This window comes from Microbacterium tumbae (assembly GCF_054780175.1).
Window position 1 is genome coordinate 1,584,737 of the sequence record NZ_BAAGWV010000001.1, and the last position, 22,744, is coordinate 1,607,480.

At 70.1% G+C, this 22,744-nt stretch carries 15 protein-coding genes; 8 read left to right on the plus strand and 7 right to left on the minus strand.

Annotated features, from left to right (window positions below; translation table 11 throughout):
• Positions 1 to 87: 87 nt before the first annotated feature.
• The 3 genes from ACYVGQ_RS07150 to ACYVGQ_RS07160 form a co-directional block, all read right to left on the minus strand.
• On the minus strand, positions 88 to 759 hold the full coding sequence (locus ACYVGQ_RS07150; RefSeq protein ID WP_460783881.1) for an acyltransferase: 672 nt from the start codon (positions 757 to 759) through the stop codon (positions 88 to 90).
• Entirely contained in the window at positions 752 to 1,486 is a 735-nt protein-coding gene (locus ACYVGQ_RS07155) for a CDP-alcohol phosphatidyltransferase family protein (protein ID WP_460783882.1), read from the minus strand. The genes ACYVGQ_RS07150 and ACYVGQ_RS07155 overlap by 8 nt, the downstream gene beginning before the upstream one ends.
• Positions 1,487 to 1,642: 156 nt before the next feature.
• Entirely contained in the window at positions 1,643 to 3,685 is a 2,043-nt protein-coding gene (locus tag ACYVGQ_RS07160; protein ID WP_460783884.1) for a glycosyltransferase, read from the minus strand.
• Positions 3,686 to 3,780: 95 nt separating this feature from the next.
• Here ACYVGQ_RS07160 and ACYVGQ_RS07165 point away from each other — a divergent pair, with 95 nt between their 5' ends.
• The 8 genes from ACYVGQ_RS07165 to ACYVGQ_RS07200 all read left to right on the plus strand — a co-directional run bounded on the left by ACYVGQ_RS07165 (position 3,781) and on the right by ACYVGQ_RS07200 (position 18,128).
• Entirely contained in the window at positions 3,781 to 5,016 is a 1,236-nt protein-coding gene (locus ACYVGQ_RS07165) for a glycosyltransferase (protein WP_460783885.1), read from the plus strand.
• Positions 5,013 to 5,606 carry an arsenate reductase/protein-tyrosine-phosphatase family protein gene (locus tag ACYVGQ_RS07170; protein ID WP_460783886.1) on the plus strand — a complete coding sequence of 198 codons (594 nt, stop codon included), beginning with the start codon at positions 5,013 to 5,015 and terminating at the stop codon, positions 5,604 to 5,606. The genes ACYVGQ_RS07165 and ACYVGQ_RS07170 overlap by 4 nt, the downstream gene beginning before the upstream one ends.
• 123 nt (positions 5,607 to 5,729) lie before the next feature.
• Complete coding sequence (locus ACYVGQ_RS07175) at positions 5,730 to 6,341, plus strand: DUF4352 domain-containing protein (RefSeq protein ID WP_460783887.1); 612 nt, start codon at positions 5,730 to 5,732, stop codon at positions 6,339 to 6,341.
• Positions 6,342 to 6,465: 124 nt separating this feature from the next.
• Positions 6,466 to 11,370: a PKD domain-containing protein gene (locus ACYVGQ_RS07180; protein ID WP_460783888.1), complete on the plus strand. Its 4,905-nt coding sequence runs from the start codon at positions 6,466 to 6,468 to the stop codon at positions 11,368 to 11,370.
• An 11-nt stretch (positions 11,371 to 11,381) separates the two neighbouring features.
• Positions 11,382 to 12,668: a hypothetical protein gene (locus ACYVGQ_RS07185; protein WP_460783889.1), complete on the plus strand. Its 1,287-nt coding sequence runs from the start codon at positions 11,382 to 11,384 to the stop codon at positions 12,666 to 12,668.
• 142 nt (positions 12,669 to 12,810) lie between these two features.
• The gene (locus ACYVGQ_RS07190; protein ID WP_460783890.1) at positions 12,811 to 15,453 is read left to right on the plus strand and encodes a right-handed parallel beta-helix repeat-containing protein; all 2,643 of its coding nucleotides are present in this window, start codon (positions 12,811 to 12,813) and stop codon (positions 15,451 to 15,453) included.
• Between the two features lie 150 nt (positions 15,454 to 15,603).
• A complete protein-coding gene (locus ACYVGQ_RS07195) occupies positions 15,604 to 16,677 on the plus strand; it encodes a polysaccharide pyruvyl transferase family protein (RefSeq protein WP_460783891.1) in 1,074 nt (357 codons plus the stop codon).
• A complete protein-coding gene (locus tag ACYVGQ_RS07200) occupies positions 16,674 to 18,128 on the plus strand; it encodes a lipopolysaccharide biosynthesis protein (RefSeq protein WP_460783892.1) in 1,455 nt (484 codons plus the stop codon). Before ACYVGQ_RS07195 ends, ACYVGQ_RS07200 begins: the two co-directional genes overlap by 4 nt.
• Before the next feature lie 24 nt (positions 18,129 to 18,152).
• On the opposite strand, the gene ACYVGQ_RS07205 is transcribed toward ACYVGQ_RS07200, so the two are convergent.
• The 4 genes from ACYVGQ_RS07205 to ACYVGQ_RS07220 are packed head-to-tail and all read right to left on the minus strand — an operon-like array spanning position 18,153 to position 22,572.
• Positions 18,153 to 18,653: a DapH/DapD/GlmU-related protein gene (locus tag ACYVGQ_RS07205; protein ID WP_460783893.1), complete on the minus strand. Its 501-nt coding sequence runs from the start codon at positions 18,651 to 18,653 to the stop codon at positions 18,153 to 18,155.
• Complete coding sequence (locus tag ACYVGQ_RS07210) at positions 18,637 to 19,863, minus strand: glycosyltransferase (RefSeq protein WP_460783894.1); 1,227 nt, start codon at positions 19,861 to 19,863, stop codon at positions 18,637 to 18,639. The genes ACYVGQ_RS07205 and ACYVGQ_RS07210 overlap by 17 nt, the downstream gene beginning before the upstream one ends.
• The gene (locus ACYVGQ_RS07215; protein WP_460783895.1) at positions 19,860 to 21,032 is read right to left on the minus strand and encodes a DUF1972 domain-containing protein; all 1,173 of its coding nucleotides are present in this window, start codon (positions 21,030 to 21,032) and stop codon (positions 19,860 to 19,862) included. The genes ACYVGQ_RS07210 and ACYVGQ_RS07215 overlap by 4 nt, the downstream gene beginning before the upstream one ends.
• A gap of 4 nt (positions 21,033 to 21,036) precedes the next feature.
• Positions 21,037 to 22,572: a sugar transferase gene (locus ACYVGQ_RS07220; RefSeq protein WP_460783896.1), complete on the minus strand. Its 1,536-nt coding sequence runs from the start codon at positions 22,570 to 22,572 to the stop codon at positions 21,037 to 21,039.
• Positions 22,573 to 22,744 lie beyond the last annotated feature (172 nt).

A 22,744-nucleotide genomic window follows, 5' to 3' on the forward strand; every position in this document is an offset into this window, starting at 1 on the left:
CCCTCAGCGATTCTATCCGCGGGCACGGTCCCTCCGTCACGCGGGGCCGTGGGCGTCGTGCGCCGCGATCCGTGCGCCGCACGCCCCTCAGACGTCCTCGACCTTCCGGCTCCGGATCACGCGGGCAGGACTGCCCGCGGCGACGCTGTAGTCCGGGATGTCCCTGGTCACGACGCTTCCCGCGCCGATCACGACCCCCGTCCCGATGGTGACCCCTGCCGCGATGACGGTTCCGCTGCCGATCCAGCAGTCGTCCCCGATGCGGACGAAGCTCCGGCTGACGCCCTGGGATCTGATCGTGGTGTCGGTGTCCGAGAAGACGTGGTTCTCGGAGTAGATCCTGACGCCTGGGCCGAAGAGCACGTCGTCGCCGATCGTGATCTCGCCGGAGCATCCGACGAAGCATCCCGTCGCGAAGCTGGAACGATCCCCCATCACGAGGCCGACGCCGGCCTCTCCGCCGTAGTACGACGAGGGACGGATGGCGACGCCGGGGCCGATCGACACGTCGGAGCCGAAGCGGATGCCGCGCTGGGAGAGTCCCTGGAGCTCGACGCCGTCCTCGAGGACCAGCCTTCCGGTATGGGTGATCCAGGAGGGGTTGGTGATGCGCACGCGCCGGCCGACGAGGAGTGCGCCGGAGGACTTGCCGAAGAACGGCCGGCGGAGCGCTCCCCGCACGGCCATGCCGGCGACGCGCGCGTACAGGCTGAGCTGCGCCCGGCGACGCCCTCGCTCGATGCCGGTGAACTCACGCATGGGACGCCTCTGCAGGCAGCGAGCGGTACCAGCGCACGAGCGAGGCGATCAGGATCAGGAGATTGACGGCCAGCAGCGCCGTGTAGAGGACGAGGAAGACGGTCGGAAGCCAGAGCGTCACGAGGACGAGCATGAGGAGCCCGTAGTCGGCGGGCAGGACGGCCAGGGCGAACAGCGGGGAGGTGCGCACCTGCTGCGCCCGCGCCGACCACTCGCGCGGACCGGTGCCGCTGGTGCGGCGGATCAGGTCGGAGAGGATCACGCCGAAGAAGAAGACGGTGGATACGAGCGTGAAGCCGATCGGGACCAGGAGCCAGCCCGGATCGATCTCGGAGAAGCGTGCCCAGCAGACGAGGACGGCCAGGTGGATGCTCGACATCTTCGTCGCGTCGACCATGTGGTCGAGCCATTCGCCGCGCGGGCTGCCGCCGCCTCGGAGGCGCGCCAGCTGGCCGTCGGCGGAATCGAGCGCGTACCCGAGCACCAGCAGGGCGACGACGATCAGCGAGCTCAGCAGGGTGGGCGGGACGAGGGCGATCACTGCGATCCCGGCGAAGGTGCACACCGCGCTGACCGCGGTGACCTGGTCGGGCGTCATCCCGATCGCGTGGGCGACCGCGGCGAAGACGCGGCCGAGGGGACGGTTGACGAACCGGGAGTACGCCGGTGCGCCCGACGACGATTTCTGAGCCTCTCGGAGCGCGCGGATGGACTCTCTGACGGTCAACGCGTCACCTCTCCGTTCCCGGCTCCCGTCCCGTCGACCGGCTGCGGTCGCGGGGGCTCCGCCGCCGTCGTCCCGATCCGGGTTCCCCTGGACCCGCCGGACGGCTGTTCCCAGGAGACGCCGAAGGCTCTCCAAGGGCATACTAGCGTGCCGGTCTCAGCGGCCCTCGGCCGCCCTCGACGTCCGCCGCCGGCGCTTGACGGCGACGGCGGCGCGGAACGCCTCCGCGTGAGCGGCGCCGGTGTCCGTCCACTCTCGGCGCGAGAGATCCGGTGCGCCGGAGCGGACGGAGGCGGCGCGCCAGGCATCCGCCAGCGTCGTGCCGTCGAGCTCTCCGTCGTACATCAGGACCCACTCGGCGCCGACCTCGGCGGCGAGCGCCTCGTTCGGAGCGTTCCTCGGCACGAGCACGGGCCGATCGAGCGACAGCGCCGCCAGTGCGCTGCCGGAGTTGTGCATGAAGCGGTAGGCGAGGACCACGAGCTCCGATGACGTCGCCAGCTCGACGAGCTCCGCGTCGCTCAGGAAGGCCAGCTGCAGTGAGACCCCGGGGAGATGCGACGTCCGTTCCCGCAGATCGTCCGCGAGCTCAGGGGTCGACGGCTTGCCGCCCACCCTGAGACTCAGGGAAGGCTCGATCCCCACGGCATCCGCATAGGCGTCGATCAGGGAGTTCACGCCCTTGTAGCGCCGCACGCCGCCGAACGTCCCCAGCCGGCCGCGGATCCGCTCGGCCTGCGGATGCCGGCCGTACCAGTCGCGGTAGTGGCCGTGCAGGATCAGGCTGTGCGGCTGGTCCTCACGGAGCGGGGTCGTGGTGTTGAGCGCGATCCGGTAATCGGTCTGGCGCTCGATCCTGCGCAGCAGCCGCAGCCTGGCCGGCGTGTCGTCCGGGAGCTCGATGTTGTGCACCGTGCGCACGACGGCGATCCTTCGCGACAGGGAATGCCGCAGCGACAGCAGCCAGGTCAGCAGGTACTTGCCCGCGGACTTCCCCCGTGTCGTCCCCTGCAGCTTGGCCTCCGGCCAGTGCCACTGGAACGCGTCGTAGCGGCCGAAGAGGGCGGTCGGCCACGAGAACCGCAGGTGCTCGACGCCGTCCGCGCCGGCCAGCGCCTCGTCGAGCATCGTGATGTAGGGATTCGTCGTCGGCAGTGGTGCGCCGAACGACTGCATGACCCGGAGCGCTGGGCGGTCGGGTCTCTCCGCATCCGCGGGAGAGGCGGCGGAACCGGCGCGCTCCGCCGCCCTCAGCAGGCGGATGCCGTGCAGGCTTCCCCGCAGTGCCGGCCAGAAGGTCCGCAGCGGGTGGATGAACTGCCGTCGCCCGCCCTGCAGGAGGATCCGGTACGAGGCGCGCGGCGTCGTGCGCAGCCACCGTCGACGGTCGGCCGGCCCGAGATGCTTGGCCGCATAGAGCAGACGGTTCCGCGCGTTGTAGTAGTAGTAGATCGGCGATTTCGCCTGCCCCGCCCCGGAGCTGCGATGCGTGGCGCCCTCGTCGTGGACGGCGCGCAGCGTCGGGTCGGCCCGCACCGTGCCGCCGGCGTCCACGACCCTCCGGGAGAGGTCGACGTCCTCCCAGTAGAGGAAGTAGTCGTCGTCGAAGCCGCCGATCCGCTCCCAGAGCTCCGTGCTGATGGCGAAGCATGCGCCGCTGACCCAGGTGTGGATGCTGTCCGGATCCGTGCCGGCCGGGCGCCGGCCCCTCCCGCGCATCTCTCCGATCCCCAGGTGGAGGTCGACCTCCGCGGTGTACAGCGCGCCGTTCGGGCGGAGCACGGTCGGGGCGAGCTGGAGCCCTCGGTCCTCGCGCACCTGAGCCTGCAGCGCGCGGATGGTCTCCGGCGAGAGCGAGGCGTCGGGGTTCACCAGGAGCAGCTCGGTGGCGCCGTTCTCGATCGCGCGCGCCGCGGCGCGGTTGTTGCCCCCGCCGAACCCCTCGTTGCGGGGGAGGGCGAGCAGATCCCATCCGTGGCGTTCGCAGGCCGCCGCGATGGCCGAGCGCTCGGCGGCCGTGCTGAAGTTGTCCACGACGATCACCTGGCCGGCGAAGCCGTCGGAGAGCGACTTCGCCAGATTGGCCTCGACGATCTCGTGCGAGCCGTAGTTCACGACGAGGACGGCCAGGGTCGCGAGCGGGTCTTCCGAGACCGCCGTCTCCCCCGCATCGGTGCCGGAGTCCATTGCTTCGACCATGCCCTTCCTGCGATTCGTATACTGGCTGGCACTACAGTCGCATCACGTGGGTCGTTCCCCGGAGGCGTCGGGGGATCGGATATCGGGATGAGGATATGAGAATACTCGTATGCGCCGCGTACACACCGTATCCGCCCGCCGGCGGCGGGCGGGCTGACATCTGGCGCAGGATCGAGGCCTTCGTCGCTCTCGGGCACTCCGTGATGCTGCTCCACCAGTACGACACGGAAGGCCCGATCGCGCCGTCCCCCGCGCATTTCGCGGCCATCGACGAGGTCGTCGCGTCGCGGTTCTCGTTCCCCGTCGAGCGCGGCCTCGCCCGCACCATCCGGCGGCTCGCGGGGGTGGGCAGGGTGCCGTGGTCGGTCGCGAAGGCGGTCCCCGCGGGCGAAGCGCGCATCGCCGCGGATGCGGCCGTCCGGGAGTTCGGCCCCGACCTGATCTGGCTCGACGGTCCCTGGCTCGGCGAGGCGGGGAGGCGGTACGCCGCGGAGTACGGCGCCCCGATCGCATACCGCTCGCACAACGTCGAGCACGTCTATCTCCGACGTCAGGCGAAGGCCACCTCGCGCAGGCGGAACCGGATCGCCTGGACGCTCGCGACCGTGGGCCTGAAGAGGTACGAGCTCGCTCTGATGAAGGCGTCCAGCCGGGTACTGGACATCTCGCTCGACGACCTCGTCTTCTGGCAGCGGCACGGCGTGACGGATGCACGGTGGCTGCCGCCCCTTCCGGAGCTCGCCGTCACCGGTCCGCCCGACGAGGTGATCCCTGGTGACATCGTCTTCGTCGGGGGGCTCAGCCTCCCGAACAACGTCGGCGGCATCCGATGGCTCATCGACGAGGTGCTTCCGATCGTGCGCTCGGAGCGTCCGGAGCTCACCCTGAGCGTCGTCGGATCGAGCGCTCGGCCGGAGTTCGCCGCCGAGCTCGCGGCGAATCCGGCGGTGCGCACGTTCTACGACGTGCCGACGGTCTACCCCCATCTCTTCGGGGCCAAGATCCTGGTCAACCCCGTGGCGATCGGCAGCGGGGTCCAGCTCAAGATGCTCGACATGCTGATGACCCCGGCCCCGATCGTGACGCGACGGCAAGGGGTCCGCGGGCTTCCGCCCGAGTGCGTGGCGCAGGTCGAGGTCGCCGACACCGCTGAGCGCTTCGCCGCGGAGATCATCCGGCACGCGGACGCGGGATCGGTCGACGAACAGGAGCGGGAGCGGAGCCGGCGGTTCTTCACGATCGCCGCGGTGGGCGAGGCCATCGCCGAAATCACGCGCCCGGCCGTCGCCGATGGAGGCGGACGCCCGCGCGCCGGGGCGGGGAAGCGATGAGTTCGGACCTGATCCTCGTGGTCTGCACGGCGAACGTCTGCCGTTCGCCGTTCGCCGAGATGCTCATGAAGGCCGATCTGGATGCGTCGGGGATCCGTGTCGAGAGCGCAGGCACGCACGCGCACGACGGCGACGCGGTGTGCTCCCTCGTCGCCGGGCATCGTTCCACGCGGGAATGGGCCGAGCTGGCGGCCTCCCATGGCGCCTGTGCGGTCTCGCGGGAGATGCTCGACGAGGCCGCTCTGATCCTCACCGCCTCGCGCGAGGTCCGCGGCGAGGTCGTGCGTCTCTCTCCCGCGGTCCGCGATCGCACCTACACGCTTCGCGAGGCCGCCTATCGAGGTTCGCGCTTCGAGCGTCGCACCGGCGGCGTCGCGGAGTATGCGTCCCACCTGGACCGAGCGAGGTCCTCCCTGGCGCCGGCGCCGGTCGCCCGGGGGCTCCGGCGACGTGGCCGCGACACCGACGACGCCATGAGCATCGCCGATCGGCACGGCGGCAGCGCCCGCGCGCACGCCCGCACGCTGAAGGACGTCGCGGAGGCCGCCGAGGCGATCATCGCACAGCTCAACAGGGTCCCCTCGCGATGAACACCGCCGGCCACCGCTGAGGTCGCGCATCGATCTGTTGCGGCGGAGCCCGGCTTGCCCTACGATGAGCCACGTATCGCGTTCTCGCGATGCTGGGGATTTGGGGAAATCTGGGGACTGACGATGTTCAGTGTTTTCACGCGCCGTGGGATCGGCGCACGCAGCAAGGCCGTTGCGCTCGTGGCGCCGGTGCTCGCGCTGTCCGTCGCCCTCGCGGGCTGCACGGTGGCGTCCGCCGGCGATGAGACGGACGACGGGGAGAGCGCGACCGATCCGGTCACGACCAGCTGGGTCGCGCCGGACGATCCGACGGCGGAGGGGCCGACCGAAGCCCCGGCGCTGCCGGAGGAGCACGGTGCTCTCGACGAGACGATCACGCTCTCGACGGGGATGGCCGTCGCCGTGGACTCCATCGAGACGACGACCGTCACTCCCGAGACTCCCGGCGAGTACGCCGGGAGCGCGGTGATCGTGAGGGTCTCGGTGAAGAACGGCTCCGATGCCGCGCAGAACATCGACTCCGCCGTCGTCATGGTGGTCACGGACGACGGCGAGACCGGCGTCGCGACGACAGCCGGCCCCAACAGGCCGCTCCAGGGGGACGTCGCTCCCGGGGCCTCGGTCGAGGGGTCCTATGTCTTCATGCTCGATCCCGCGCAGGGGCGCGCGGTGACGGTCAGCGTGAACTATGCGGCGGGGGAGCCCGTCGCGCTCTTCAGCGGCACCGTCGCGTAGTCGTTCATCGGCGTCGTCCGATCAGGGGTCTCTTCTCCCGATCGAGCGGGGCCCGCTCTGCTCAATGCTCTTTCACACCGCAGGACTGGGGATAACAATGGGGAACTCACAACGGGGCATCGGGGTGCTCCGATCCGTCGCTTCCATCGCGACCGCCGCACTGATCGTCACGGGGCTGACCGTGCTGTCGGGGCAGGCGGCCGTCGCCGCCGACGATCCGCCTCAGCCGCCGCCGCTGCTCCAGCGCGACGACGACGTCGTGACGGCCGACGCGATCCCGACGGTCCAGATCGACAACGGCTACGTCTGGGCGCAGGCGACGATCGGCTCCACGGTCTACGCCGTGGGCAAGTTCGACAACGCGAAGGCGCCGCTGGCCGCCCCCGGCACGCAGCTGACCCCGCGGTCGAACGTCCTCGCCTACGACATCAACAGCGGTGCCCTGCTGCCCTTCGCGCCGACGGTGAACGGCGTCGTCAAGTCGGTCGCGGCCTCGCCGGACGGCACGCGCATCTACATCGGCGGATCGTTCACGCAGGTCAACGGGCAGACCCGCTACAGCTTCGCCGCCCTCGACGCGACGACCGGACAGCTGGTGCCGGGCTTCTCCCCCTCGGTCGGCGGCAGCGGCGTCTACGCGATCACCGTCAGCGGCTCGACCGTCTACGTCGGCGGCCTCTTCTCCCAGGCGAACGGCACCGCGCGCAAGAACCTGGCGGCGTTCAACGCCGCCAACGGGGCGCTGCTGCCCTGGGCGCCCCAGAGCGACCTCCAGACCGACGCCCTAATCATGGACCCGGACGGACAGGACGTCATCGTCGCGGGCCGGTTCTCGCAGGTGAACGGCGACACGAGCATGCGCGGCACCGCCGCCGTCGACAAGCTCACGGGAGAGCTGGACACGGCCTGGGCCGTTCCGCAGACCGTGAAGAACGGGCGCGGCTCCGGCGGCAACGCGGGCAAGGCGGGGATCTTCACGCTCGCCGCGGACGACGACGCGGTGTACGGAACGGGCTGGGTGTTCGCGGACGCGGCGACCGGCAACCTCGAGGGGACCTTCGCGGCGGAGGCCGGAACGGGCCAGATCCGATGGATCGCCGACTGCCTCGGCGACCACTACGGCGTCTACTCCACGGGTGAGACCGTGTACACGACGAGCCACACGCATGCCTGTTCGACCCTGGGGCTGGCCCCGGAGCAGAACCCGCGCACCCACCGGTTCCTGGAGGCGTACACGGCGGACGCACGGGGCACGCTGGGCTATCAGCCGGCCACCGGCTCGACGTACGTGAACTGGCAGGGGACGCCTGCGCCCTCGCCCTATGCCTGGTACCCGGACATGGCCGTCGGCAACACCACCGGTCTCGGGCAGGCGGGTCTGTCCATCACCGGCGTCGGCGAGGTCATCTCGGTCGCCGGTGAGTTCAGGGCCGTGAACAACCTGCAGTTCGAGGGCATCGTGCGCTTCTCCACCACGCCGCCCGGCGGCGCGAAGGACAGGCCGCGTCTGACCGGCGCCAGCTGGGTGCCGAGCGCGCTCTCGCTCATCCCAGGACGCGCCCGCGTCTCGGTCCAGGCGAACTGGGACCGGGACGACAAGGACCTCACCTACGAGCTGCGCCGCTCGGGCACGAGCGCCCCGGTCGCCACTCTCTCGGCCTCGTCGACGTGGTGGAACCGGCCGAGCCTGACGCTCGAGGACACGACCGCGACGCCAGGGGCGCAGTACACCTACACGGTGGTCGCGAAGGACGGCGACGGGAACACGGCGACGAGCCAGGCCGTCTCCGTGACCGTCGCCGACGGCGAGGCGTCCGAGTACGTCAACGCGATCATCGACGACTCTCCGCAGCTCTACTATCCCCTCGGCGACACCGATCAGGACTGGGCGGGAGCGAACAAGGCCGTCTTCGGCAGCGGCGTCTCATCGGCGGCGTCCGGCATCGAGAACTCCTCGACGGGGCGCTCCAACCTGAACGGCACGTCCAACGGCAGGATCGTCTCCAGCTCGAGGGTCGCCGCGTCGCGGGAGTTCTCCACCGAGCTCTGGTTCCGCACCACCAGCACGAACGGCGGCAAGCTGATCGGCTACGGCGACGCGGCGTCGGGGAACTCCGGGAGCTACGACCGGCATGTCTACATCCGTGACAACGGGCAGCTCGTCTTCGGCGTCTATCCGGGCAGCGCGCAGACCATCCAGAGCGGCACGGGCTACAACGACGGCCAATGGCATCACGTCGTGGCATCCCAGAGTGCGCAAGGGATACGGCTCTACGTGGACGGGCAGCTCGCGGCGTCCAACGCCTCGGTGACCTCCGCGCAGGACTACCTGGGGTACTGGCGCATCGGTGGCGACAACCTCGGCGGATGGCCGTCGACGCCGAGTTCGAGCTACCTCGACGGCTCCATCGACGAGGTCGCCGTCTACGACTACGCGCTGAGCGCGAACCAGGTGGGCAACCACTACGGCATCGGGAAGGGCTTCGCAGCGCCGACCGCGGCGTTCACGGCGACCTCCGACGGCGCGGACGCCTCCTTCGACGCGGGCGACTCGGCCGCCGCGGGATCGGCGACCATCACGGGCTACAGCTGGGACTTCGGCGACGAGAGCCCGGCCGGCTCGGGCGAGACCGTGTCGCACACCTATGCGACGAGCGGCGCCTACACCGTCACGCTGACGGTGACCGACAGCAACGGACGCACGGCCAAGACGCAGCAGCAGATCGACGTCCTGGGGCCGAACGCGCTGCCGGAGGCCGCCTTCACGAGCACGACGAGCGGTCTCACCGCAACCGTCGACGCCTCCGGGTCGAACGACTCCGACGGAGCCATCGCCTCTTACGAGTGGGACTGGGGCGATGACAGCGCGGACGGCGAGGGGCAGGTGGCCTCGCACGCCTACGCGGAGTCCGGAACCTATCCGGTCACGCTCACGGTGACCGACGACCGCGGCGCCGCCGCCGAGCTCACGCAGGACGTCGTCGTCACGCACGCCGATCCGGTGGCGCGGTTCGACGCCTCGGCCTCCGGGCTCGCGGTGACGGTCGACGGGAGCGACTCGACGGCTTCCGACGGCGCCGAGCTCTCCTACGACTGGGACTGGGGCGACGACTCCGCTCACGGTGAGGGAGCGACGGCCGAGCACCCCTACACCGAGGACGGCGACTACGAGATCACGCTCACCGTGACGGACAGCCTCGGTTCCTCGCACAGCACCTCGCAGTCCTTCATGGTGACCGCGGACGTGTTCGCGGCCTCCGACGCCTTCAACCGTGCGGTCTCGAGCGGATGGGGTTCGGCCGACAAGGGCGGCGTCTGGACGGTCACGGGCGGTTCCGCGACCGTTGCGACCGTGGGCGACGGCGTGGGAAGGCTCAACATCGCCGTCGGTGGGACGCGCGAGCTGGTGCTCGCTTCCACCTCGATCCTCGACAGCGAGTCGAGGGTCACCTACACGCTCCAGAACGGGCCGGCCAGCGGGATCCTCTATGCGGGCGTGGGAGCGCGGCGCGGGGACCAGGGCGGGTATCGTGCGGCGGCCTGGCATCGGGCCGACGGCTCGACCTGGCTCGTGATCCAGCGCAACGGGACCGCGATCGCCTCGGTTCCGCTGTCGGGTGTCACGTGGTCGGCCGGCAGTACGTTCCATCTCGCGACGGAGGTCGCCGGGAGCTCCCCGACGACGATCAAGGCGAAGCTCTGGGCGGACGGCTCCGCCGAGCCCGCGAACTGGCAGCTTCAGACGACGGACAGCACGGCGGCCCTGCAGGTCGCGGGAGCGGCCACCGTCTACGGCTACCGTTCCGCCAGCGGCGCCGGTGCCAATGCGATGAGCTTCGACGACTTCACGGTGAAGGATCTCGCCGCGCCTGTGGCCGGGAATGCGCCTCCGGTGGCGTCGTTCACGTCGTCGGTGTCGGGGCTGTCGGTGTCGGTCGACGGCGCGGGGTCCTCGGATGAGGATGGCTCGATCGCGTCGTATGCGTGGGACTTCGGCGATGATGCGACGGGTTCGGGGGCGACGGCCTCGCATGACTATGCGTCGGCGGGGACGTACACGGTGACGTTGACGGTGACGGATGACGACGGTGCGACGCACAGCACCTCCGAGGAGATCACGGCGACCGCGCCTGTGGCCGGGAATGCGCCTCCGGTGGCGTCGTTCACGTCGTCGGTGTCCGGGCTGTCGGTGTCCGTCGACGGCGCGGGGTCCTCGGACGAGGATGGCTCGATCGCATCGTATGCGTGGGACTTCGGCGATGATTCGACGGGTTCGGGTGCGACGGCTTCGCATGACTATGCGTCGGCGGGGACGTACACGGTGACCCTGACGGTGACGGATGACGACGGTGCGACGCACAGCACCTCCGAGGAGATCACGGTCGAGGGTGCGGAGGAGCCGAGTGGACCGCTCGTCCAGGACGAGTTCGATCGCTCGGCCACGTCCTCGTGGGGCACCGCCCCCACCGGCGGAGCGTGGACCGTCACCGGCGGTTCTGCCGCCGTCGCCTCGGTCGCAGACGGCGCCGCGAAGCTCGCCCTCGCCGCCGGGGGCACTCGGCACGTCACCTTGAACGGCACGGCGGTCGCGGACAGCGTGATCGAGACGCGGTTCCGCGTGAATCCGGGCGCGGAGTCGGGCGGCAGCTATGTCGGAGTCGTCGCCCGGCAGTCGGGGGACGACCGCTATCTCGTGCGCGCATGGCTCCGCCCTGACGGCACCGTATGGCTCGTGGCGCACCGGGGGTCGACGCTGCTGGCCTCCCAGCCGCTCGCGGGGGTGACGTACAGCCCCGACACGGTCTACAACCTGAAGGTCTCCGTCGCCGGCGCCTCGCCGACCACGCTGTCCGCCAAGTTCTGGGCGGACGGCGCGACGGAGCCGGCCACCTGGCAGCTGACCACGACCGACAGCACCGCGGCGCTGCAGGGCGCCGGATCCGTCGGGCTGAGCGGCTATCGGACGGGCACCGCGACCGCGACGCTGAACCTCCTCTTCGAATCCTTCACCGTCAACGCCCCGGAGTAGGATCACTTCGCATGACCACCGCTGTGCCGACCGTGCTGCTCGCGGTCGGAGCGCTCGCAGCGGTGGTCATCGGCGTCTTCGCCGCACGGGTGGCGCCCCGGGCGGCCTTCGTCGCCTGGTCAGGGGTGCTCTTCTTCGTCCCGGTCTGGGTGGGGGCGTCCGCCGGCATCTTCTGGGCCGCGATCACCGCCCTGACCATCTTCCTCATCGTCGTCAACTGGTCTCTCGTGCCGCTGCGCGTCGCCGACCTGTGGGTCATCGGGTTCATCGTGCTGACGGTCGGTCTGTACGGGATGGGCTCGGTCACCCTCTCGGCGATGACCATCGCGATCCTCGAATGGGTCGTGCCCTATATCTGGGGGCGAGTGGTGCTGGCGCGCGTCGGCGAGGACTGGGTGGTCGTGGTGATCGCCGTCGTCGCGACGATCGCCGGCGTGCTCACGATCCTCGAGTTCGTCGTGGGGTGGAATCCGTTCATCCTGATCCCGGGGACGGGTGAGGCGCACGAGGTCTGGAGCACGCTGCAGTATCGCGGCGGTGTTCCCCGGGCCGAGGGGGCGTTCGGGCATTCGATAGCGCTCGGCGCCTCGCTGGCGATGTCCGTGGCTTTCGTCGTCGCGACGAGATGGCCTCTCGTGCCGAAGATCCTCGCCGTCGCCGTGGTTAGCGCGGGGGCGGTGCTCACCTTCAGCCGTGCCGGGATCATCACGCTCGTGCTGACCCTGATCCTGTCGACCTTCCTCCTCCCCGGCGTCTCGCGGGTGTTCCGGGTCACCTTCGCCGTCGTCGCGCTCGCGGCGCTGGCGGTCGTCATGCCGATCGTCGACGCGGTCTTCGGGACGGCGGAGGACGATCTCGCGGTCAGCGGAGGGTATCGCAGCGACCTCTTCGTGCTCCTGTCCCAGGTCCAGCTGTTCGGGAGTCCGGGGGACTGGCAGTCGAGGGTGGTCGGGGACCAGTACCTCGGCTATTTCGCCCGCACCATCGACAACGCGCTCCTGCTGATCCTGTTGAGGGTGGGCTGGGTGCCGACGCTGCTGCTGGTCGCGGCGCTGGTCTGCGCGGCCCTCGCGGCCGTGCGCAAGAGCACGCGGAGCCCGGCGTCGCTCGCGGTGGTCGGGCAGCTGCCGAGCCTGGTCGTCGTCGCGCTGATCACGCAGTACGGGATGTACCTCTGGTTCTGCGTGGGGTTGGCGATCGCCTGGTCGAACGAGGGCAGACGGCCTCCGGAGCCGTTCTCATCCGACAACGATCTGGTGACCGTGGAGTCGGGCAGCGGCCACGGCTTGCGAACCTGAGGAGATCCTGGGTATTCAGGCCTGGTCGATGCAGATGTAACGGTCGCTGTTATCTTGAGGGTGGCAGGGGGAAACCGCCGACGGCTGGCACGTGTGCCCGCGGAAGGCGAACTGCTTACCCGATCAGAAATGATGAGCATCAGTGACCCTCGAAAACAGATCCCTCCTGCCCTCCTCCTCCACGACGATCACCTCTCCTCTCCGAGGATCGAAGCGACGGCTGATCGTCGGTGCGGCGCTGCTGAGCGCCGTCGCCCTGTGCGCCACAGTCCTCGTGGCCGGTCCCGCGCGTGCGGACGATTCCGATCAGGATGCCGGCGCCGCCGCATCCGCGTTGACGCGGGCGGCCTCCATCGACAGGGTCGTCGCGTATGACGCGATGAATCGATCCGTGCAGACCGGATGGGGAACCGCCGGTGCGGGCGGCGCGTACCGTTCCGCGCCCGCGGGCCTGGGCGGCATCGACAAGGGGTGGGCCTCGCTGACCAGCCCGGGGCCTGGTCGTATGGCGCTGATGACGCTCGATGACGTGGACTCCCTCGACACCCTCACGCGGATCGATGTGAACGTGCCGGCCCTCCCGGCGTCCGGCAGCACCGTGTACGCCGCGCATCACGCGCGCGTCGGAGGCGAGGGGTCCTACGCCGTCCAGCTCGGGATCCGGGCGGACGGGTCGAGCGTTCTCAGCATCCTGCGCATGGAAGGCGGGATCATCGACGCGCCGTCCGCCTCCCTCGCATCCGGCAAGGGGCCCACGGTGCGTCCGGGCAGGCCCATCTCGCTCGTGCTCTCGGTCGCCGGCACCGACGAGGTCCTGGTCTCGGCCAAGGCCTGGGAGGTGGGGGCGCAGGAGCCGGGGAACTGGTCGCTGAGCGCGACGGACACCGGCTCGGCGCGAGTCGCCGGCTCCGGCGCGGTCGCCGTCACCTCGTACGCCGGCTCCGGAGGGGATGTCACGCCGGTCCGGTTCGACAACCTCGTCGTGCGGAGCTCGGCGGGTACCTCGGCGCCTACGCCGAAGCCGCCGACGACGGAGCCTGAGCCCCCGACGACGGAGCCGAAGCCGCCGACGGAGCCCGAGCCGCCGACGACGGAGCCGAAACCTCAGGATCCGTCGACCGATCCGTCCGCATCGGTCGACTATCCGGGCAAGCGGTTCGACGCGGGCGCCGCCGCTCCGGGGACCGTCTCGTACCCGGTGCCGGCCGACGCCGTCTTCGTCGCGACCGACGGCTCCGACTCCAATCCCGGGACGATCGACCGTCCGCTGGCCACCCTCACGAAGGCGTCTCAGGTCGTGAAGGAGAACGGGACCGTCGTGCTGCGCGGCGGAACCTATCACGAGGACGTGCTCGTGTACCCGAGACGCGGCATCACCATCCAGCCCTATCTGACGGAGGCCGTGTGGTTCGACGGCGCGGAGACGGTCACCGGCTGGACCCGGTCCGGAAACGTCTGGGTGAAGAGCGGGTGGACCACGTTCTTCGATTCGAGTCCGACGTTCGTCAAGGGCGCGGCGGACGGCACGGACGTCGGCTACGTGTGGCTGAACCCCGCATATCCGCTGGCCGCGCATCCGGACCAGATCTGGGTGGACGGCGTCCCGCTCACCCAGGTGGGAAGCCGCGCTCAGGTCGGAGAGGGCACCTTCTTCGTCGACCGGGCCGGCCGGCAGCTCGTCCTGGGCACGGATCCTGCGGGCAAGCGCGTCGAGGCGAGCACTCTGCAGAAGGCTCTCTCGATCCGCGCGGAGGACAGCACGGTCCGCGGGATCGGTGTGCGCCGGTATGCGACCAGCATGCCGGAGAAGGGAACCGTGACCGCGGACTATCCGGGGATCACCCTCGAGAACGTGACGATCATCGACAACGCGACCACCGGATTCCACACCTGGGCCGCGGACGTGTCGCTGGAGAACGTGACGGCGGCGCACAACGGCTACATGGGCTTCAGTGCGCACAAGGCCGACGGGTTCACCGCCGATTCCGTGCTCTCCTATGAGAACAACACCCAGCACTTCAACCGCACGCCCGGCTCGGGGGCGATGAAGGTCACGACGACGAAGGACGTGACCATCCGCGACAGCTCCTTCATCGGGAACTGGGGCCAGGGCGTCTGGTTCGACGACTCGGCGCAGGACATCGTCTTCACGGGCAACGACGTCGTCGGCAACGAGGGCAACGGCCTGGTTCTGGAGATCTCGGAGCGGGCGACCGTGGCGGACAATCTCATCGCCGACAGCGGCATCGCCGGCGTGTTCGTCACCAACACCGGGAACGTCGCGATCTGGAACAACACGTTCGTGGGGAACAAGCGCAACATCAACATCGCGGAGGACGATCGGCGCGGCTCTGCGAGCGGGATGCCGTGGGTCACGAAGAACGTCTCGCTCGTCAACAACGTGGTCGCGGGAGAGGCCGGCGCCGACTGCGTGGTGTGCGTCGAGAGCTGGTCGAAGAAGCTCACGGGCGACACGATGCTGACTCAGAGTGAAGGCAACCTCTTCCATCGGCCCGGATCCTCGTCTCCGAAGTGGTTCGCCCTCTGGGCGAACGGAGCCGGCGGATCGACCGGGTACGCCACCTTCGAGGCGTATGCGGCGGCCACCGGCCGTGACGGGTCTTCGACCGTCGTCCAGGGTGCCTCTCCGGTGGATGAGGACTTCGCCCTGACGTCGTCGTACGCGGATCGGGTGAGCTCGGCTCGGCCGATCCCCGCCTCGATCGCCGCGGTCTCGAACCTCCGGGAGGGATCGCGGCTCCTCGGCGCTCGGACCACGGGATAGCCGCTCCGGCGGGCGGCTCGCCGATGACCGGGTCCTCGTCCTCGCGAGGATGAAGACCCGGTTTCCGGCGAGGGATCCGAGGGCGCGGACGCCTAGTATTGAGCGAGGGCGTCGCGCTGGGGGCGGCGACGCCGTGAGGGGAGGATCAAGGTGCGGATTCTGGTCGCGTGGGCGGATGACTCCTCCCCGAACCTCGGCGTGCGGGTGCTCGGGCAGGGGTCTCGTGACCTGCTCCAGCAGATCTGGCCGGATGCGGAGTTCGAGTTCCTCAACTACGGCCGCCGTCCGGAGTCCGTGCCGTGGCGGCCGCGATCGCTCCTGAAGGAGCGCGTTCTCGGCCGGCACGGGATGATGTCGTGGCTCTCCTCCTTCGACATGGTGTGGGACACGCGGTCGGGGGACAGCTTCACCGACATCTACGGGATGCACCGCCATTGGACGATGTCGCTCATCCATGAGTTCGCCGTCCAGGCGGGCGTGCGCGCCATCATGGCGCCGCAGACGATCGGACCCTTCCAGACCCGGCGGGCGCGCATGCTGGCCCGCCGGAATCTCTCGCGCTCGAGCCTCGTGTTCGCCCGGGACGCGGCCAGCGCGGAGGCCTCCTCGCAACTGGGCCGGGAGGTGGACCTGACGGCGACGGACATGGTGTTCGGCCTCCGGCAGCCGTCGAGGACCGAGGAGCACGACGTGCTGCTGAACATCTCGGGACTGCTCTGGAACCCGAACAGCCATGTCGACAACGAGGCGTACCGGCGGGCCGTCCACACCATCGTGGACGAGCTGCTCTCGCGGGGGAGGGAGGTCACGCTGCTCTCGCACGTCCTGGACTCCGCCGACCACGACAACGACGTGCCGGCGGTGCGCGCGGTGCAGGAGCACTACGGCGACGCCGTCCGGTCGTATCTGCCGAAGGGCCTGGACGATGCGCGCAGCGTCATCGCGTCCTCCCGCGTCGTCGTCGGCGCGCGGATGCACGCGTGCCTGAACGCCCTCTCGACCGGGACGCCGGCGATTGCCATGGCGTACTCTCGCAAGTTCGCACCGCTGCTCGGCGCGCTCGACTGGGATCACGTGGTCCCCCTCGGCGACGGAGCGCGAGCGGGAGCGGCGGTGCTCGACGCCCTCGGAGACGCCGAGCTGGACAGCAGAGCCCTTGCCACGCAGAAGCGCGGACAGTCGATGCTCGCCGAGATGATCCCCGCGATCTCGAGGGTGGCGTGAGCTCTTCGCTCGCCCGTTCCGCGGCGAGCGGCGCCGTCTTCACCCTCGGCGCGCAGGCCGTGAAGATCGTTCTCCAGCTGGCCTCGGTCGTCGTCCTCTCTCGCCTGCTCACGCCGCACGACTACGGTCTGATCGCCATCGTCCTGGTCGTGATCGGGATCGGCGAGATCTTCCGCGACTTCGGACTCACCTCTGCGACCATCCAGGCCCCTGAGCTCTCCGAGGGGCAACGGGACAATCTGTTCTGGATCAACGCGGGTCTCGGCCTCGGCCTGGCCGTGATCATGTTCGGGATGTCCTGGCCGCTGCAGGTCCTCACCGGCGAGGACGACCTCCTGCCCATCGTCCAGGTGCTCTCCTGCACGTTCGTGCTCAACGGCCTGACCACGCAGTACCGGGCGCAGCTCATGCGCGCCCTCCGGTTCAGGGCCACGGCGCTGATCGACATCGTCGCCGCAGCCCTCGCCCTGGGCGCGGCCGTCGTCTCCGCCATCCTGGGCGCCGGGTACGGGGCTCTGGTGCTGCAGCAGATCGTGAACGGACTGGTGCTGCTCGCCGGTGCCGTGATCGCCGGGCGCTGGATCCCCCGTCTGTACTCGCGACAGCATCGCGTCGCCGGTCTCGTCCGGTTCGGATGGAACCTCGTCGCGACGAACCTGCTCTCCTACGCGGGGAACCAGATCGACACGATCCTCGTCGCCGCCCGATTCGGCACCGTCCCGCTCGGCACGTACAACCGTGCCTTCCAGCTCGTCATGACACCGCTCGCCCAGGTGCGCTCCCCGCTCTCCAACGTCGCGATCCCCGTCCTCTCCCGCGTGCAGCAGGACCCGGCGAGATTCGACGCCTTCGTGATCTCCGGACAGCTGGCGCTGGGCTATGCGCTGGGCACTCCTCTGCTGCTCCTCGCGGGCCTCGCCGATCCCGTCGCGCACATCATGCTCGGCCCGCAATGGGGGGAGACCGTGCCGATCATCCGGCTGTTCGCGGTGACGGCCCTGCTGACCACCCTCGCGTTCGTCGGATACTGGGTGTACGTGGCGCGAGGACTGGGCGCGCAGCTGTTCCGCTACACCATGGTGTCGCTTGCGATCCGCGTGGTGTGCATCGGCACCGGTTCGTTCTTCGGCCTCCTCGGCGTCGCCATCGGCGTCGCGGTCGCACCGGCCCTGGCCTGGCCGCTCTCGCTGTTCTGGCTCTCGCGCATCACCCCGGTGCCGGTGCGGAGCCTCTACGGCGGCGCCTTCCGCGTGATGGGCCTGACCTTCGTCGCCGGAGCCGTCGCGTGGTGGGCGTCGTCGGGACTCGGCAGCGGATGGACGGCGCTCCTCGCGGGCATCGCCGCCGGTCTGGTCGCCGCAGGGGCGTTCCTCATCCTCCCCGCCTACCGGCGGGACGCGCGCAGCCTCGTCGGCTTCGCGCGCCTTCTGCTCGACAGGCGCCGGGACTGACTCCGCGGCGACGTCACGCGCGGATCAGGCCGGGTCCAGCGCTCGCACGAGGCGGGCGGGGACGCCCGCATACAGCGCGTTCGGCTCGCAGTCCGCGGTGACCACGGCCCCCGCGGCGATGACGGCGCCGCGGCCGATGGTGACTCCGGGAAGCACCGTCGCACCCGCTCCGATCCACACGCCGGACTCGACGACGATCGGGGCCGTGACGTGCGCGCCGGCGCGGCGCCTCTCGGTGCCGATCTCGTGGCCGGCCGTGATGAAGGAGACCCGCATCCCGATGTCGACGTTCTCGCCGATGGTGATCGGCGCATGGGTGGAGAACATGCACTCGCGGTTGATGAAGGTCGCCCTTCCGATCGACACCCGCTTGCTGCCGAACCACACCCCGGGCGAGATCGTGGCGGCGTCGATGTCGAGGCCGAAGGCCCGGAGCACCCGCCAGCGGTATCGGCTCGGGATGATCTCCCAGGACGCGATGCCGTTGAGGGTGACGGCCCGGAACAGCTCATGCCGGTATCCCATGGCGGCTCCCTCCTGGTCGGGGACGGGAGGGAGCCGCCCGGTCGTATGCCTCGCGGACGGCCTCCGCGACATCCGCGCGGTACACGGCGGGGGCGTGGCGTCGGAGCGCCTCGGCGCGGTTCTCGGCCACCTCGGCGATGACCCTCGGCCAGCCGGCCGCCGTCGCCTCCAGGGCATCGGCGATGGCAGAAGCGTCGTCGGCGGGAACCAGGCGCGAGGTGGTGTAGCCGCCGGCGGCTTCGCGGAGCCCGCTGCTGTCGCTGGCGATGACGGGGCGCAGGCCGAGGACGCCCTCGACGGCGGTGTTCCCGAACGGCTCGTCGATCCGGGAGGGCACGACGAGGACGTCGGCCTCTGCGAGGAACGGCCAGACGTCCTTGTGGAAGCCCGCGAACTCGACGGGCACTCCCCTCGAGGCCGCCTGCTGGCGCAGCTGCTCCTCGAACCACTCGTACCCCTCGAACACGGCGCCGAGCAGTGTCACGGTCGCCGCACGTCCCGATTCGAGCAGACGCGCCGCCGCATCGATGGCGAGGTCGGGACCCTTGCGGGGGGAGAGGCGGCCGACGTAGAGCACTCTCAGCGCCCCGCGCAACGTCGTCCGCGGAGACCTGGGCTCGTCCGGGGAGGCGACGCCGTTGTAGACGACCTGCGACCGGCGCGCCAGCGCGGGCAGTGCCCTGCGGATCGTCTCGAGGCTGAACTCGCTGTTGACGAGCGTCCTGCGCGATGCGAGATGCGGCAGGTACAGAGCGCGGTTGACGAGGCGGCTCCCCGACGCCTCCGCCTCGTGGACGTGACTGACCGCGACGCGGCCGCGAAGGCGCGCGACGAGCGGCCACAGCGGGATCGTGATCGTCGAGACGTAGACGACCTGGGGCCGCACCCGTCCGATCAGACGCCACGCGGCGCCGAGCCCGCGCAGGCCGTCGCGGATGAGGGCCGGCCAGCCGCTGGGCTTGAGGAGCGCCTTGCGCAGCACGAGCATCGACAGGATCACGACCTCGGCCCCCGCCGCGCGCAGCTCGTCGACGAGCGGCCCGAGCGAGGGCAGCGCGACGACCACGCGGCATCCGCTCTCGCGCAGTCCGATGACGCTCTCCAGGAGCATCCGGTCCGAGCCGAACAGTTCTGCGCCCGGGTGGGCGACGAGCACGGTGAGTCCCACGTCGTCCGCAGCGGCGCCGCGCCCTCGTTCCGTCGCGGTCATCCGGTCCACCCCTCGGAGCGGCGACGTGCCCTGCGCGCCGCCGCGTGAACCGAATCGCCCTCGGCGAGGCGACGCGCGAGGTTCTCATATGCGGTGGCGACGTCGTCCCAGCGGAAGGCGGTGGCGGCGCGTTCGCGATTCGCGCGGCCGCTCGCCTCCGCAGCGGCGGGATCGGCCTCGGCGAGCGAGAACTGCTCCCCGATGTCCGATGCGCCGGAGAAGAACCATCCCTCGCCGTCGAGCACCTCCCGGTTGAAGCCGACGTCGTAGCCGATCACCGGCGTGCCGGCGCCCATCGCGCGCAGCAGCGACGGGTTCGTACCGCCGACGGAGTGCCCGTGCACGTACGTGCGCGCGTGGGCGTAGAGCGAGTCCAGCAGCTCCTGGTCGTACACCCCGCCGACGAGCCGGATGCGTTCGTCGCCCTCGGCGGCGGCATCGATCGCCCCCGTGTACTCGGCGGCGTACGGCGCGGATCCCACGACCACGAGCGGCAGCTTCGCGCCGCTGCCGCGGTAGCCCTCCACGATCTCGAGCACATGGTTCTCGGGCTCGAACCGGGCCACCACGAGATGATAGCCGTGCGGCGTCAGATCCATCTCGGCGACTCCGCGCGCCGGCAGCTCGTCGAGGATCGGCGCTCCGTACCGGATGAGCTCGGTCGGCACGCCGAACTGGTGGGTGTAGTAGTCCGCGATCCCCGGCGCATCCGCGATCAGGGCGTCGGCCGTGCGGACGCCGAACTGCTCCGCCCAGCGGTAGTAGGCCTTGCCGCGCGGCCCCCATTTCGATCGGCGCCATTCCAGGCCGTCCATGTGCAGCGCCGTCGGCGCGCGGCGCAGCCGGAGCAGGGGCAGGAACGGGGAGTTGGCGGCGTTGAAGACGAAAGTGGCGTCGGGCCGGCGGCCGAGCATCAGGTGCAGCACGGACAGCCCCGTGTGGCTGAGGGTCTCGATCTGCTTCACGGGGACGGCGGGCAGATGCACGACCCGCATCCCCAGGTACTCCTTCGCCCGGCTCTGCGAGCCACGGGTGTAGACGACGACGTGATGGCCCCGCTCGGCCAGCCGCCGGCCGACCTCCTCGACGGCGGTCTCGAACCCGCCGTATGCCGCGGGCACCCCTCTGGTCCCCACCATCGCGATGGTGAGGTTCTCTCGCGCCGTCATGAGATCAGTATGCTCCGCTCGGCTGCACCATGACCTTCGCGGTGCGCCACATGATCTGCAGGTCGTTCATGACGGACCAGTTCTCCACGTAGCGCAGGTCGAGCCGGACGCTCTCGTCCCACGAGAGGTCGCTGCGGCCGGAGACCTGCCAGAGACCCGTGATGCCCGGCTTGATGTACAGCCGCCGGTACACCGTCCCGTCGTAGGCGGTGACCTCGGTCGGCAGCGGCGGGCGAGGCCCGACGACGCTCATGTCGCCGACGAGGACGTTCCAGAACTGCGGCAGCTCGTCGAGCGACAGCTTGCGCAGGATCCTGCCGACACGGGTGACGCGCGGATCGTCCTTCATCTTGAACAGGAGGCCCGCGCCCTCGTTCTGCTCCTTGAGGGCTTCGAGCTGCTGCTCGGCATCCGTCTTCATGGAGCGGAACTTGACGATCCTGAACGTCTTGCCGTCACGGCCGACGCGCTCCTGGAAGAAGAACGCGGGCCCTCGGGAGTCGAGCTTGATCAACGGCACCAGCACGAGCGAGACGAGGCCGATCGGGATCAGGGCGATCGCCGACACGACGATGTCGAGCGCGCGCTTGAGCAGATGCACCCCGCCCGCATAGGTGGGGATCTTCACCTGGATGAGGGGAAGGCCCTCGACCTGCCGCAGCGAGATCCGCGGACCGGCGACGTCGGTGAGGCGGCTGGACAGCACCAGCTCGGATGCGGTTCCCTCGAGCTGCCATCCCAGCTGCTTGACGAACTCCGGGTCGCCGTCGGGGCGGCTGGCCACGATGATCGTGTCGGCGCTGAGCTGTTCCGCGACGGTGGCGACCGTGTTCACGTTCCCCAGAACGGGATAGCGGTTCTCACCGAGCTCGAGGTCGATCGCATTGCGGTCGAACAGCGTCGCGCCGACCACGTGGTAGCCGGTCTCTCCGCTGCGGCTCAGCGAATCGATCACGTACTCCACGTCGTCGCCGTCCCCCACCACGAGCGTGCGCGAGGCGTAGTGCCCCCCGAGCCGCCGGCGCTGCAGCCACCGGCGCCACGTCCATCGTGCGACGAGGAGCCCCAGCATCCCCATCGGCAGGGCGATCAGCAGCTGCGGCCGGAGTCCTTCCCACTCCAGCAGCACGCCGACGATCGCGAGGAACCCGAAGGCCAGACCGCTGGCATGCGCGACGCGGCGATATTCGGCTGCCCCTGAGCCGAAGATCGCCGCGTCGCGCGTGTTCAGGGCGCTCAGCATCAGGTACCAGCCGACGATCAGCAGCACTCCGCCGCGCACGACGACATCGACCGGCGTGCCCAGCAGGAGGAGCTGGACGGCGGCGGTCACCGCGGTCGCTGCGACGATGATCGCGGCATCCGTCAGGCGCAGGCGCATCCGATACCGTCGCTCCCAGAGCTGACGGCGTTCGAGCGTCGGAGACACACGCGGTGTCACGACGGTGCGCGAAGCGACCTTGACGGCTCGCGGTGCGGCGACGGGCAGGAACACCGGCGTGGTGCGCGTGAGCCGCTGCGCTCCCTCGACGGACGTCATGCCCGGGCCTCGCGAGCCTCGTATGTACGCAGAATTCCCCAGTGCGCCATGATTTCCCCAGATTTTCCCCAGACCGCAAGCGATATGCGTGCGGCATTCGCCCGCATTCCCGACCCCTCGGGTCCTGCTGCTCCTCGTGACCCCACGTCACGAAGCTCCGGACGCCGTTCCC

What these genes read in the sequence shown, in the direction of transcription:
- ACYVGQ_RS07170 (WP_460783886.1), top strand. Translation starts at nt 5,013, where the DNA reads ATGAGTTCGGACCTGATCCTCGTGGTCTGCACGGCGAACGTCTGCCGT.
- ACYVGQ_RS07205 (WP_460783893.1), bottom strand. Translation starts at nt 18,653, where the DNA reads ATGGGATACCGGCATGAGCTGTTCCGGGCCGTCACCCTCAACGGCATC.
- ACYVGQ_RS07185 (WP_460783889.1), top strand. Translation starts at nt 11,382, where the DNA reads ATGACCACCGCTGTGCCGACCGTGCTGCTCGCGGTCGGAGCGCTCGCA.
- ACYVGQ_RS07175 (WP_460783887.1), top strand. Translation starts at nt 5,730, where the DNA reads ATGTTCAGTGTTTTCACGCGCCGTGGGATCGGCGCACGCAGCAAGGCC.
- ACYVGQ_RS07210 (WP_460783894.1), bottom strand. Translation starts at nt 19,863, where the DNA reads ATGACCGCGACGGAACGAGGGCGCGGCGCCGCTGCGGACGACGTGGGA.
- ACYVGQ_RS07220 (WP_460783896.1), bottom strand. Translation starts at nt 22,572, where the DNA reads ATGACGTCCGTCGAGGGAGCGCAGCGGCTCACGCGCACCACGCCGGTG.
- ACYVGQ_RS07160 (WP_460783884.1), bottom strand. Translation starts at nt 3,685, where the DNA reads ATGGTCGAAGCAATGGACTCCGGCACCGATGCGGGGGAGACGGCGGTC.
- ACYVGQ_RS07150 (WP_460783881.1), bottom strand. Translation starts at nt 759, where the DNA reads ATGCGTGAGTTCACCGGCATCGAGCGAGGGCGTCGCCGGGCGCAGCTC.
- ACYVGQ_RS07165 (WP_460783885.1), top strand. Translation starts at nt 3,781, where the DNA reads ATGAGAATACTCGTATGCGCCGCGTACACACCGTATCCGCCCGCCGGC.
- ACYVGQ_RS07215 (WP_460783895.1), bottom strand. Translation starts at nt 21,032, where the DNA reads ATGACGGCGCGAGAGAACCTCACCATCGCGATGGTGGGGACCAGAGGG.